Annotated in this window: 7 protein-coding genes; 2 read left to right on the top strand and 5 right to left on the bottom strand. The window is 61.2% G+C overall.

Features of this window, described 5'->3' with window-relative positions:
- Positions 1-136: 136 nt before the first annotated feature.
- Positions 137-2,461 (top strand): PAS domain-containing sensor histidine kinase, encoded by a 2,325-nt coding sequence (locus CHC01_RS25190; RefSeq protein WP_089267104.1) that lies wholly within the window; start codon positions 137-139, stop codon positions 2,459-2,461.
- A 363-nt stretch (positions 2,462-2,824) separates the two neighbouring features.
- Positions 2,825-3,796: a Bug family tripartite tricarboxylate transporter substrate binding protein gene (locus CHC01_RS25185; protein ID WP_089267313.1), complete on the top strand. Its 972-nt coding sequence runs from the start codon at positions 2,825-2,827 to the stop codon at positions 3,794-3,796.
- A 127-nt stretch (positions 3,797-3,923) separates the two neighbouring features.
- Here the strand turns inward: CHC01_RS25185 and CHC01_RS25180 are convergent, their stop codons facing one another.
- From CHC01_RS25180 to CHC01_RS25160, 5 genes are all read right to left on the bottom strand, one after another.
- The gene (locus tag CHC01_RS25180; RefSeq protein ID WP_244558517.1) at positions 3,924-6,158 is read right to left on the bottom strand and encodes a TonB-dependent receptor; all 2,235 of its coding nucleotides are present in this window, start codon (positions 6,156-6,158) and stop codon (positions 3,924-3,926) included.
- Between the two features lie 313 nt (positions 6,159-6,471).
- Complete coding sequence (locus CHC01_RS25175) at positions 6,472-7,482, bottom strand: Vgb family protein (RefSeq protein ID WP_089267103.1); 1,011 nt, start codon at positions 7,480-7,482, stop codon at positions 6,472-6,474.
- A gap of 249 nt (positions 7,483-7,731) precedes the next feature.
- Positions 7,732-10,695: a bifunctional [glutamine synthetase] adenylyltransferase/[glutamine synthetase]-adenylyl-L-tyrosine phosphorylase gene (locus CHC01_RS25170; protein WP_089267102.1), complete on the bottom strand. Its 2,964-nt coding sequence runs from the start codon at positions 10,693-10,695 to the stop codon at positions 7,732-7,734.
- A complete protein-coding gene (locus CHC01_RS25165; RefSeq protein WP_089267101.1) occupies positions 10,692-12,152 on the bottom strand; it encodes a sensor histidine kinase in 1,461 nt (486 codons plus the stop codon). The genes CHC01_RS25170 and CHC01_RS25165 overlap by 4 nt, the downstream gene beginning before the upstream one ends.
- 142 nt (positions 12,153-12,294) lie before the next feature.
- Positions 12,295-13,878 carry a winged helix-turn-helix domain-containing tetratricopeptide repeat protein gene (locus tag CHC01_RS25160; protein ID WP_089267311.1) on the bottom strand — a complete coding sequence of 528 codons (1,584 nt, stop codon included), beginning with the start codon at positions 13,876-13,878 and terminating at the stop codon, positions 12,295-12,297.
- Positions 13,879-14,112: the final 234 nt, after the last annotated feature.

The raw sequence follows: 14,112 nt of genomic DNA, 5'->3' as shown, positions 1-14,112 counted from the left end.
TACGATTTATTTCACGTTAACGTTTCGTTGACTCTCGACAGCCCTGACAAAGTGGATTCTTATTGGTCTTGCGATTCGAAGTGGCGGGGCAGTTGTTTCGAGCGACGCGGGCGAGATTCTTCGAGGGGGCTTAGGTATGGCGCGTGCGCATGCGGACAACGCATGCGTCCAATCCGATTCGATCAAAGGATTGGCGCAGTCTATCGCGAAACCGGCCTATCACAGGCTGCTGATCGCAGAGCCGGCACTTCGCCGGGCCGTCCCTACACTCATCATCGCTTTTCTCATCACGATCTTCTTCGGCGCCTTCGTGCAGGTGGTCGATCAGAGCCGGCAGAAGCAGGCATCGATGAAGCGCGATCTCGCAGCGCTTGCCGATCTGCTCGCCGAGCGTCTCGAACGCAACGGCACCATCCGTCAGGATCGTTCTGCTGCCGTCGAGCGCCTGCAGAGCCTTCTGCCCAGTCTGATTCCATCCTGGGGGATCGCCGGGGGACGCCACGTCATCGTGCTGGGCGCCGATCAGAGCATTCTCGCGCGCGTGCCGATCGACCTGCCACCGGGCGACGCCAATCGCATCCTCGACGTCCTCAGTGCGACACAGGCCATGGCTGCGCAGGGTCAACGCACCGACGTTGTCGATGTGAAGTTGCCCGACAACAGCCATGCATTGGCCACCCGCCGCATCGTCAAGGCGCTGCCGGGTCAGGTGGTCGTCATTCAGGAGAACAACGAGCCGATCTGGCGCTCGGACTCCGCGCTGTCGATCACGCTCTCGGCCACCACCGGCTTCGTGGTGCTGATCCTCGGCTTCGCCTTCCACTGGCAATCGACCCGTGCCCGCGAAGGCGACGCGATCAACGACGCCGTGCGTGGCCGCATCGACACCGCCCTCAACCGCGGCCGCTGCGGATTGTGGGACTGGGATCTGTCGCGCGGCCGCATCTTCTGGTCGCAGTCGATGTTCACCATGCTGGGCCTCGACAGCCGCAGCGACCTGCTGACCTTCGGCGAAGTCAACGCGCTGGTACAATCCGACGACATCAACCTGTTCGAGATCGCCGATCAGCTGATTTCGTTCAAGATCGATCACATCGACCAGACCTTCCGCATGCAGCACAGCAACGGCCACTGGATCTGGCTGCAATTGCGCTGCGAACTCGCGCAGGGCCAGAACGATGGCAGCCAGCACCTGATCGGCATCGCCATCGACGTCACCGAACAGAAGAGCCTCGCCGAGAAGACCGTCGAGGCCGACGTCCGGCTGCGCGACGCCATCGAGACCATTCCCGAAGCCTTCGTGCTGTGGGACGCGGAGGATCGCCTGGTCCTCTGCAACTCGCATTTCCAGCGCCTGCACAAGCTGCCGGACTCGGCGGTGTCGCCGGGGACGTCCTACGAGACCGTGCTCGAAGTCGGCAGCATGCCCGAGGTCCGCTCGCGTCTCGCGGAATCCGGCGCTGCGGCGCCTGGCGCGCGTACCTTCGAAGCGCAGATCGAGGACGGCAGCTGGCTGCATATCAGCGAACGCCGCACCAAGGACGGCGGCTATGTCTCCGTCGGCACCGACATCACCCGCATCAAGGAGCACGAGCACAAGCTCGTCGACAACGACCTGCGCCTTCGCGCCAGCGTCATCGATCTCAAGCACTCCCAGGCCGCGCTGGAGAAACAGGCGCTCGAACTCGCCGACCTCGCCCAGAAATATTCCGACGAGAAGAACCGCGCCGAAGAAGCCAACCAGACCAAGTCGAAATTCCTGGCCAATATGAGCCACGAACTGCGCACGCCGCTGAACGCCATTATCGGCTTTTCGGAAATCATGGGCAGCGGCATGTTCGGCAATCTCGGCTCCGACAAATATGCCGAATACTGCCACGACATTCTCACCAGCGGTCACTATCTGCTCGAAGTCATCAATGACATTCTCGATATGTCGAAGATTGAGGCGGGTCGTATGCAGCTGGACCTCGAGCCGCTCGATCTTGGACAGACGCTGTCCGAAGCGCTGCGTGTCGTCTCCGGCCGCGCCGACGACAAGAATCTGACACTCAGTGCCGATATCGCGGCCGATGCACCGGTGGTCGCCGACCGCCGCGCCATCAAGCAGATCCTGGTCAATCTGCTTTCGAATGCCGTGAAGTTCACACCCGATGGCGGCCGTGTCACCGTGCGCAGCCGCGTGCTGCGCGACTCCGTCGCTCTGATGATCGCCGATAGTGGCATCGGCATCGCCCCGCAGTCGCTGAAGCGTCTGGGACGCCCGTTCGAACAGGTCGAGAGCCAGCTCGCCAAGACCTATCACGGCTCGGGCCTCGGCCTCGCTATCGCCAAATCGCTCACCAACCTGCATGGCGGATCGATGAAGCTGCGCTCCAAGCTTGGCACCGGCACCGTGGTCTGCGTCACCATCCCGCTCCGCGGCAGACACAGGCCAGCGGAAATCTCCGAGGCCGCCTAGGCGTCGATTGCTTACCGCTGACCCGGCCGAGCCAACTCCCATCGCATGACACTCAAGCGTCAAATGGCCGCTTGGGAGGCCCCCGCCCGCACCTATACTAAAGGTTGTAGGTCGCTATATTGGCGCGTCGATACGGGCGGTCTGGACTGGGACCGCGATTCTTTCTCGTGTGACCTATCAATTTTCAAAGCCACCATCTGCGAAGTATTTGCCAACAAGACTGCAGCGGTTGCTGATTGAAGGGAATTCCTGAACTCACGAACCACACTGCTCTTCAGCGCATGGAGGAGCCGTCCAGACAAGAGCGACACGGAGATTGTCGCCTGTTCAATAAACAAAAGCATTCCAGTGGAGGAAACGACGATGAAACTGAGCCATCTCGCCGCGGCGGCATTCTGTCTGACAATGCCGGGCATGGCAGTCGCGCAAGACTATCCATCGAAATCCGTCACGGTGATCGTGCCTTTCACCGCCGGCGGAGCAAGCGATACGACAGCGCGCATGACCACGCAGAAGATGCAGGAAAGCTTCGGGCAGTCCTTCATCATCGAGAACAAACCCGGCGCCAACGGCTCCATCGGCGCAACGCAACTCGCGCGCTCAAAGCCGGATGGCTACACACTGATGGTGGGCTCGATCGGGGTCATCGCGATCAATCCGGTGCTTTACAAGGACCCGGGCTATCACCCGCTCCAGAATTTCGATCTGCTCAGTGTCGCTGTGCGCAATCCCAACGTGCTGATCACGCGCCCCGATTTCCCGGCCAATACCGTCCAGGAACTCATCGACTATCTCAAGAAGAATCCCGACAAGGTCACCTTCGCCTCATCGGGCGTGGGCTCGTCCGACCATCTGACGGCCGTGTTGTTCTGGCAGAAGACGGGGACCACCGGTATCCATACGCCCTACAAGGGCGGCTCGCAGGCTCATACGGACCTGATGGGCGGACATGTCGACGTCTCCTTCCAGAATCTCGGCGCAGTCGCCAACTACATCCGAGGCGGCAGGATGAAAATTCTGGCCGTTACCAGTGACACGCGCTCCGATTCATTCCCGCAGACCCCAACGATGAAGGAAGTCGGCGTCGACGATCTCAATATCTATTCGTGGCAGGCCTTCGTCGCGCCCAAGGGCCTGCCGGCCGATGTGAAGACCAAGCTCGAGACATCGATCACCACCGCCCTCACCTCGCCCGATCTCAGGAAGCGGCTGACCGATAGCGGCTTCGAGGTGGTCGCCAATACGAGCGCGGAATTTCAGAGCTTCCTGGAAAAAGAACTCGCCCGCTGGAAGACGGTTGTCGAGATCGGCAAGGTCAAGCCGGAACAGCAATAACCGCGTCGCGAAACGCCACCCACACCTGATCGGGTGAATGCGCGCGTTCAAAAAACACTGCGGCCGCCGTGATGACATCACGGCGGCCGCTCATCAGACCGATCTGACGGGCAAATGATCGGCGATATCAGAAGTTGAACGTCGTCGAGACCATGTAGGTTCGCGGCGCGGCAAGGATGATGTAGCCGTCGTTGGTCGAGGCCTGCCAATAGTTGGTATCGAGCAGATTTTCGACCGAGAAGCGCACGACGATCGGCTTGGCATTCCACGGCGATGCGAACGTGTAGCGCGCTCCGGCATCGTAGCGGGTCCAGCTCGGGCCGTAGACCGTGTTGGCCTGGTCCGACCAGTATGAGCCCGTATAGAGCGCACGGCCCGTCAGGGTTAGCCCCGAAACGAACGGCACGTCCCATTCGCCGCCTAGAGTGAACTGTGTGTCAGGAACGTTGAAGGTATGCTTTCCATCATAAGTAGCGTTCTCGGTGTTCTGCTGGCGCGCATCGATGAACATGACGCCGCCGAGCAGCCGGACACCATCCGTGACCTCGCCGAATGTATTGATCTCGACGCCGCGATTGCGTGACTCGCCGGACTGCGTGAGCACAGGGAGCGTACCCGAGCGCTCGACGCGCTGTATCGGCTTCATAATGTCGAAGGCACTGGCCGTGGTCGTGATCCGTCCCCAATCGACCTTCACGCCCATTTCGTGCTGCGTAGTGCGATAGGGTGGAAGAACCGCGCCAGTATTTGCATATCCCGCACCCACGACGGTCCCAGCTTCCAGCGCCTCGATATAATTGGCGTAGACCGAGACATTCTCCAGCGGCTTGATCACCAGTGCATAGGCGGGCGTCGTCGCCGACGACTCGTAGCCGCCCGACCTCACGCCAGTGCCCATGGCGAAGGACTCAGATTCCACATATTGATGCCGGACGCCGGCGGTCAATTGAATGCGGCCATTCCAGACCGACATCGTATCAGCGATGCCGACGCTCGTCAGATCGAACAGACTGGTTGTCCGCGGAGCGCCCACATCGCGAATTGAAACAGGGCCCGAGCGCGGATTGTACAAGTTCGAAAAGAAGTTCGTGGCTCCGGAGACATTGATGAGCGCGACATCGGCCTCTGATGCACCTGCGTTGACATTGATGGCATGGTTGATCGGCCCGGTATCAACATTGGCCCGCAATCCGACCTGCGCCGCGGTTCTCTCATGCCTCTGGTTGTTTCGACGCGACAGTCCGTTGAACTCTCCGTCGAGGCTAGTCACGCGGATGTCGGAATAGAGATAGCGCGTGTTGCTGGTGCCGATACCTGCCTGCGCATAGGCCGTGAGATTATCGGTGATATCCACCTCGCCCTGCACGATCGCATAGCGCGACTCCGAGTCCCAGAAGCCCCAGCTCGGCATGTAGTTCGCGCGCGCATCAGGTGCCGCCGGAACGGACGGCAGGCCCGCAATATCGACGAAACGCGTCATCGCCGTGACCCGGTTGTGCTCGTAACCAATATCGGCTGACAGTCGCACGTTCTCGCCGCGATAGTCCAAGCCAAGAAAGGCGCTTCCAACTTCCTGACTCTGATAGGCGAGTTCGGTGCTGCCGCCTTTGTAGGTGCCGTTGAAGCGAACGCCGAACTCCTTGAATTCACCGAACCGCTGGCCGACATCCAGATGCGTGCCGAAATTCGAAATCGACGAATAGGTGTTGGTGAGCTGCGCGAACGGCACCTCGCCTGCACGCTTGGTTACGAGATTCACGCTGCCGCCGACACCACCGCCGCTCGGCGGCATGCCGTTGAGCAGTGCCGCTGGCCCTTTCAGCACTTCGACCCGCTCGAACGCACCGAGCGACGCCAGCGAGAACGATGACGCGATGCCGTACAGGCCGTTGATCCCGTATCCCTCACTGCCAACGCTAAAGCCACGGATATTGACCCGATCGAAGCCGCTGAGACGCGGCACGGTGACAGTCACCGACGGATCGTTGGCGAATACGTCGTCGAGCTTGCGTGCCTGCTGATCCTGTATTGTCTTCGCGGTGTAGCTTGTCTGATTGAATGGCGTATCCATCACGCCGCGATTGCCGAGCAGACCGACCTGCGCGCCCGATGCCACCTGACCGCCCGCATAGGCCGGCGGGAGGGAACCGATCATTCCGGTCGCCGGCGTCGCGGGTGTGCGGCGCTCCACCGGCCGCGGCGTCGCCCGCGGCGTGACTGCGGCATTTCGGCGCGGCGCGACACGACGGACCGCACGCGGCGTTGGCGCATGTACTTCAACGGCGGGCAGCGCTTGCGAGGTCTGCGCAACAACGGTTGCGTCGGCATCAAGCAATAACGCAAATGCGCTCGCAGCAGCCAAAATGGTTTTCTTGTGAAGTGTAGTTCTGCGCATCATTGAATCAGTCGCCCCAAAAAACTTCGTCGACTTCTGTCGACTAACTCAATGGGGCCTACAGGATGACATGGTGCGGTCACAATGCGGCGCGTCTAGATTCTATCTAATGCTTCACGCTGCTTCATACGCAGAACGCCGCATGCAACTCGCTACCGTGCGCATGCAATTTGACACAGACGATGAATTCTGCAGGACTTTATTTTACTCTGGAACCCTGCAGATTATCAGATTGGATAGCAACGCGCTCGCACGCCCTCGCGGCGCGCAATCACGATCATCACTGGCGCTTAGCCGTGATGTGAACGTGTCCGACCTGATTGGCCTGAGACGTGAACCAGACCACGCCGTTCGGCCCTTTCGTCATGCCGAAGGGCTGTGCGTTCTCCGTCTTAAGATCGAAGAACGAAACTTCACCTGTCGGCGTGATGCGGCCGATCTTGTGAGATTTGAAAGCGGTGAACCAGACATTGCCATCGGCTCCCGCGGCTATACCAATGGGGCGCGTCTCTGCCGGCAATGGAAATTCCTTGATCTCCCCAGCCATAGAAATTCTGCCGATGTGATCGGAGCCATTCATCGAAAACCAGAGATGACCATCCGGCCCGACCGTAATGTCGCGCGGGCGCGACTTCGGATTACCGAGCGGAAATTCCGTGATCTTTCCTGTCTTGACGTCGAGTCGTCCGATCTTTCCGGCACCGCTTTCCGTGAACCACAAATTCTGATCGGGGCCTGTCACCACACCATAGGCTTCGGCATTTTCCGTCGGGATTGCGAACTCCGAAAACTCACCGGTCAGCGTCACGCGGCCGATTTTGTTCGCCGCCATTTCCGCAAACCAGATCTGGCCATCGGGGCCGACCGTAATGCCGCGCGGCCATGACCCCGTATTGAATTTGGTGGGCGTCGTCGCCTGTGAGGGGATCGCAAATGTCCCGTTGAATTCCCCTTTGGTTGAAATCCGGCGAATGGCGTTCTCTTCGCGTGACGTGAACCAGAGATTGCCGTCAGGGCCAGACGTGATCCCCTGAATAACTCCGACCTGATCGCCCGGAACGCGAAAGGAACTCATCTCACCGTTTGGCGTGACCCGAAAAATCTGGTGCTTGATGACTTCCGTCACCCACAGATTTCCATCCGGGCCGACGACGATCGCCTGCGGGCGCTGCCCCTCTCCGGGAAGTGACTTCTCAATCAGGGAGATTTCATCCGCCCTGGTCCCGTTCGGAGCAAATGCAGCGATCAAGGCAAGAGCAACGGTAGCGGCGCGGAAGCCTAGAACCTGCATGTCGACTCCATATCGGCGGTTTCATTTCAGTGCTGATGCATGACGACATCTCCGATGCTGCGACATTCGGGCGCAGGCAGCAGCAACATCTCAAGCCGCATGTCATCGGCAAACGAGATGCGGACCTACAGGACGTCAGGGTGCGGTCACAATGCGGCGCGTTTAGAATCTATCCAGCCGTTCACGCGAGATCATGCGCAGCCGGTCACACACAACTCGCATGCCCGCCACACGGCGCGGCAGATACGTCTATGTCCGACCTTCGACAACAGCGCGGAACACCTGCCGCACGTCGGCCTGCATATCGCGCACCCGCGCTTGCAGCGAGGAGAAGTCGGGCTCGTTGCTCACGCGTGCGAGTATGCGCAACAAATCCGTGCCTGCGGTTTCCGGCTTGAACTTGTCGCTCACGCATAGCCGCAGCACCTGCGTGAGGTCGTGATAGAGACGCACCGCCGGTCGCAGCACATCGGCGGCGGCTGGCGGCAGAATGCCCAGCCGCGCCGCGTTCTCCAGCACCTGTTGCGTGCTGATGCTGAGGATCTCGGGCTTCTCTGCGGCATGTACCAGCTGCAGATACTGCGCGATGAATTCGATATCGACCATGCCACCCGCTGCATGTTTCAGGTCCCAGATATCGTCTTCGCCCTTCTCCTCGGCAATGGCCTGACGCATCTCGGCAACATCGTTGGCGATGATCGTGGTTTCACGCGGACGCGTCAGCACCTCGCGGATGACCCGTTCGATTTTCTCGCGGAACGCAGGCCTCGCCGAAATCACCCGCGCGCGCGTCAGCGCCATGTGCTCCCAGGTCCAGGCCTCGGTCTCCTGATATTCAGCGAAGGAATCGATGCGCGACGCCAGCGGTCCTGCCCGGCCCGACGGGCGAAGCCGCATATCGACCTCGTAGAGCACGCCATAATTGGTGCGCGTGGTGAAGGCGCTGATCAGGCGCTGCGTCAGCCGGGCGAAATATTGCGCGCCATGCAGCGGGCGTGGTCCATCGGAATCCGGCGCGTCATGATCGAAGTCGTAAATCAAAATCAGATCGAGATCCGACGCCGCCGTCATCTCGCGGCTGCCGAGCTTCCCCATCGCGACGATTGCGGTCTGCTGATCCTTGATGCGGCCGTGCTGGGCGACGAACTGATCGAGCACCAGCCCGTGCAGCGTATGCGCGATACCTTCGGCGACGTCGGCGAAAGCGATGCCCGCCTGCTGCGCCGACACCGTGCCCGACAGGATACGCGTGCCGATCAGGAACAGGCTTTCCTGGCCGAACAGCCTGAGACGATCGAGAAACTCTTCATAGGAATTGGCGTCTTCGAGGGTCGCCGCCAGCCGCGTCGACAGCTCACGCTGATCCGGCATGGCGCCGAAGAAGCGCGGATCGATGAGCCCGTCCATGATCTGCGGCTGCCGCGCCAGCATGTCACCCAGCCGCGGCGCCGCGCCAAGTACAAGCGCCACCAGCGCGACGAGATCGCGGTTCTGGCTGAGCAGCGAGATCAGCCTGCCGCCGCGCTGTAACGCCTGCAGAAAGCGGTCGAACGCAACGACCGCAAGGTCGGGCTCTTCGGCATCGGCCAGCCCGACGATCAGCGAAGGCACGAATTCCATGAATGCCTGCCGCGTGCCCTCATATTTGAGCGCGCGATAGTCATCTGTCATCCAGTGCTGCACCGTCTCCGCCACCATGGCCGGCTTGCGGAAACCGAGCTTGGTGAAATGTTCGAGCAGCCGCTGGTCCGTCGCGCCCGCTTTATAGTCGACAGCCGGAAGATGGACGTTATCGGTGGGGTCGCCTTCGAACAGGCGGCCATAATGCCCCTGCACGCAATTGAGATGCCCGAGCAAATCACTGGCAAAGGCTTCACGACTGTCATAGCCGAAGAAGCGCGCAAAGCGTTCCATGGCGCCGACGTCATCGGGCAGCGAGTGAGTCTGTTCGTCGGCCACCATCTGCAGCCGATGCTCGACACGGCGCAGGAATTCATAGGCGAGCGTCAGTTCATCGCGCGCCTCAAAGGTGATCCAGTTGCTGGCAGCGAGAATATTCAGCGCCTCCAGCGTCGGCCGCACGCGTAATTCGGGATGACGCCCGCCGGCAATCAACTGCTGGGTCTGCGCGAAGAACTCGATCTCACGAATGCCGCCGCGCCCGACCTTGACGTTATGGCCCTCGACGGAGATTTCATTCTGCCCGCGAAACGTCTGCATTTGCCGTTTCATGTCGTGGACATCGGCCAGCGCGGCGAAATCCAGATGCTTGCGCCAGACGAACGGCGCGATCTCGGCCAGCAGGGCCTCACCGGCCTTGAAATCGCCGGCACAAGGAAACGCCTTGATCATTGCCGCGCGTTCCCATGTGCGCCCCTCGCGCTCATAATAATGCAGTGCCGATGCCGTCGAGACGGCTACTGGCGTCGAGGCCGGATCGGGTCGCAGCCGCAGATCGACGCGGAACACATAGCCGTCGCCGGTGCGCTGCTGCAGCAGCCGCGACACGCCCTGCGCGATGCGCACGAAGAATGAATTCGGCTCGATATCCTCGGCCAGCGTATGCGCTTCGAGATCGAAGAACACGATCAGATCGATGTCGCTGGAATAGTTCAGCTCGCCCGCGCCCATCTTGCCCATCGCCAGCACGATCAGGCCGCTGCCCTGCTCCGGATTCTCGGGATCCGGCGGCAGGATACGCTTGCGTGCCATGTCCTGGCGCAGGAGATAGCGCACCGTCGTCTGGACGGAGGATACAGCGAGATCGGTCAGCGCCCGCGTGACGCGCATCACCGGCCAGACGCCGCCGATGTCGCACAGCGCAATCAACAAGGCCGCTTCGGATTTCATGCGTCGCAGCAGATGCATGACATCGGGATCGCCGCCAGCGGCAGCGACATTCGCGGAGGTCTCGGCGATCAGAGTGGTGAGCAGGCGCTCGGGATCGCAATGCAGCAGCCGCAATGCACGTGCGGCATCGGCACGGATCAGATCGAACAGATAGGGCGACGCCTCGGCAATGCCGAGCAGGATCACCCTGGCATGCGGAAATTGGTCGGTGATCGCGCGAAATGCGGCCGCATCGTCCGGCGCGATATCGGCGAGCCATTCGCCGAAGCGCTGCTCGGCATCGGCGGGGGCGAACAGCTGCGGTCCGCTGACGAATTGCGCGGCCAGCGGAAGCTGGCCCTCGCCTGTTGCGGCTGAGGTCATGCCGACTTCTGTGGCACATTCCCCGTTTGACCCGCAAGGCCTTCGGCTGCCACTGCCGGCAGCGCCAACGTGACCCGCAACCCTGGATGATTGTCGCCCAGCTGCAATTCACCGCCGTGTAGCGTGGCCACCGCAGATGCAAGACTGAGACCGAGGCCGGAACCGGGCAATGTGCGGCTCGCTTCCAGCCGCACGAAGCGCTCCACCGCATGTTTCCGATCGGCTTCGGGAATGCCTGGACCATGATCGGACACGCTAAGCAGCACTTGATCGCCCTCGCGCCGCGCCTCGATCACGATGTCCTTGGCAGCCGCAGCGCCTGCGCTATCGGCACTCTCGTCCGTGATCGCAGGTTTGCCATATTTGATGGCGTTTTCGACGAGATTGGCGAGCGCCTGGCTGATCAGTTCGCGATTGCCACGCAGCGGCGCTGCCGCGGTCTTGACGGTCAGCGTGAGGTCGCTGTCTTCAGCAAGCGGTTCATAGAGCTCGTGGATGCCCTCGGCCACTTCAGCAGCGTCGAAATTGTCCATATTGCCGCGCGCCTGCCCTGATTCCGCACGTGCGATCATCAGCAGCGCATTGAAGGTCCGGATCAGGCCATCGGATTCCTCGATGGTGCGTTCCAGCGCCGCACGATATTCGGCCTCGTTGCTGGATCGCGCCAGCGCCTCCTCCGCCCGATTGCGCAGCCGCGTGAGCGGCGTCTTGAGGTCATGGGCGATATTGTCCGAGACTTCCTTCAGTCCTGTCATCAGCGCTTCGATGCGCTCCAGCATGGCATTGAGATTTTCCGCGAGACGGTCGAGTTCGTCGCCACTGCGTCCGACCGGCAGACGACCGGAGAGATCGCCCGCCATGATGCGCTGGGTGGTGCCGGTCATGGCGTCGATCCGCCGCAGCACGCGGCTGGCGACGAAGATGCCGCCGCCGAGTCCAAGGACAACGACGATCAACACCGACCACTTCGCGGCATCGCCGACGATGTCGAACAGGCGCCGACGTTCCTCGAGATCATGGCCGATGAGCAGCCGGAAGCCGCTGCTCAATTGCGTTACCTTCACCAGTGCGCGATGGTTGGACGAGTCGGGATCATCGAGCCGGCGATAGGCGGTCTCGGACCAGCCCGTGGTCGCCATCACGCCGGGCGCCAGTGAGGACACATTGCCGGCGATGGATTGGCCCGCCGGTGTCGTGATCAGATAGAGGTTGGCGCCAGGACGCAGCGCCCGGTTCTCGATGGCGCCCACGATTCCCCGCAAGCCGCGCCGCCCGAACAGATCGCTCAGCTCGGTCATTTCGTCATCGACCGTGGTCGTGATCTGATCGTTGATCAGCCGGTGTGTATTCCAGGCGAAATAGCCGAGCAGCGATGCTGCAAACAGCGCGAACAGCAGCAGATAGGCCAACGTCAACCGGAAGGCCGTCGTGCGAAACAGTTTACCGATAGCCGTCACGGGTCACGCTCGGGACGTGCGGAAATGGAAGGTTCTGGAAGTCATCCCCTGTTCTAGCAGGCGCAAGCTGCAACAAACAGGGCGTGAATATGAGATGTTGGTAATGTCGCCCGACTGCAGGAATTTTATCTTTCAGCCAAGTTTATTCCGGAAGGCCGGCTTTTCGCAGGCCTTCCGATGCAAGTGCGAAGTCCTGCGGTCGCCGCACCAGCAGCCAGTCGTCAATATTGCTGAGCCGTAATGTAGGATCGAGCCGGCGCACATGGCCCATCGCCTCACGCGCCTCTTGCATTCGCCCACCCAGGGCATGCGCAGCGGCCTGGAATGCGGCGACCCGAAGAATGTTCGGCACCTCGCGCGACGCCTCCCGCAAGCAATCGAGCGCGGTATCAAAGCGTCGCGAATAGAGATGCGACATCGCGATTCCCGTATGCATCTGGAATGTCTCGGGATCGAGCGGACTGAGCCGCATGGCGCGTGAAAAATAGGCGATGGCCTCGTCGTGTTCGCCGAGCGAGACGCGTTGATAGCCGCCGAGGTACCAGATCGTCGAGAGATTGGGATTGAGCACCAGCGCACGATCGACATAGGCGACGCAGGCATGCAGGTCGCCGCCGAAATGCGGCCAGGCATGGCCGCCACGTGTCAGCGCTACCGCATCGTTCTTGCCAAGCGTCACAGCGCGCTCGGCAAGCCGCGCCGCCTCACGCCCGTCAGCCACACGATCGGAAAGCCAGCGGTTCATCTTGCGCCAGTAGAAGCATCCCGCAGCCATCCCATAGGCCGCAGCGAAGTCTGGATCGAGCTCGATGGCTTTGTAGAAATTCGCCAATGCCGCATCGATTCCATCGCGCGTCGACACATGAAAATTCGCCAGTCCGCGCAGGTAGTAATCATAGGCGTCGAGGCTTTCAGTCGGCTTCCGTTTGGCGCGTTCGATCTCGGCAAATTCAAGCTGCGGCGCGATGGCGCCCACGACGCTTTCCGTGACCTGGTCCTGCAGATCGAAGATGTCATCAACAACACTCTCGAAGCGCTCGCCCCACAGATGCATGCCCGTGGTGGTATCCACGAGCTGTCCGGTGATGCGCACGCGGTTCGCCACACGGCGCACGCTGCCTTCCAGTACATAGCGCACGCCAAGTTCGCGCCCGACCTCGCGGACGTCCACGGCACGGCCTTTAAACGTGAAACTGGAATTGCGGGCGATGACGAACAGCCAGCGAAGCCGCGAAAGCGCGAGAATGATGTCCTCGACCATGCCATCGACGAAATAGTCCTGCTGCGGATCGCCGCTCAGATTGAGGAACGGCAGCACTGCGATCGAAGGCCGATCGGGCAACGTCAGCGCGGCGTCCGGGTTCACCGTCGATGTGGCGTGATCGGCAACCGCCGCGTCAGACCGCGCCGGCATTGCCGTCTCGGTCACATCGCCGACGAAACGAAATCCCTTGCGCGCCACCGTCTTCAGCAGCCGCTGTTCATCGCCGCTATCGCCCAGCGCCTTGCGTACCGCATTGATGTGACTGGCCAGCGTCGATTCGGACACGATCCGTCCCACCCACACGGCATCGAGAAGGGCATCCTTGCTGACGACGTGGTCGCGGTTCTTCACCAGATGCAGCAGCAGGTCGAAAGCCTGCGGCGTGATCGCCACTTTGTCGCTGCCATGCGACAGCTCTCTGCGGTCGGGATCGAGGACATAGCCTGCGAACAGATACGGCACTCGGCGCTCCATGACTGCCTGCGTTTTCGGCCGGCGGCAATGAACCGTCAAGACCTTCAGGAGGCAACAGAACCGACCCCACAACTGGCCTGTCGCGCGCCATCGGCGGTGACGTGCCAGCCGGCCCTTTCTGAACGAACATCCAAGCGAAACTCAAGAGAAAACGAAGATTGCGGCAAAGTCTTCCTGTGCGCCGCGGCGCATGGTCCGCCCACACGATCGTCACCGTGTGAA

The sequence above is a fragment of the Tardiphaga sp. OK246 genome, from assembly GCF_900188215.1.
GTDB lineage: Bacteria > Pseudomonadota > Alphaproteobacteria > Rhizobiales > Xanthobacteraceae > Tardiphaga > Tardiphaga robiniae.
This window is presented reverse-complemented; position numbering and strand designations above follow the sequence as displayed.

Coding starts and splice junctions, on each gene's coding strand:
- CHC01_RS25185 (WP_089267313.1), top strand. CDS start 2,825: ATGAAACTGAGCCATCTCGCCGCGGCGGCATTCTGTCTGACAATGCCG.
- CHC01_RS25190 (WP_089267104.1), top strand. CDS start 137: ATGGCGCGTGCGCATGCGGACAACGCATGCGTCCAATCCGATTCGATC.
- CHC01_RS25170 (WP_089267102.1), bottom strand. CDS start 10,695: ATGACCTCAGCCGCAACAGGCGAGGGCCAGCTTCCGCTGGCCGCGCAA.
- CHC01_RS25175 (WP_089267103.1), bottom strand. CDS start 7,482: ATGCAGGTTCTAGGCTTCCGCGCCGCTACCGTTGCTCTTGCCTTGATC.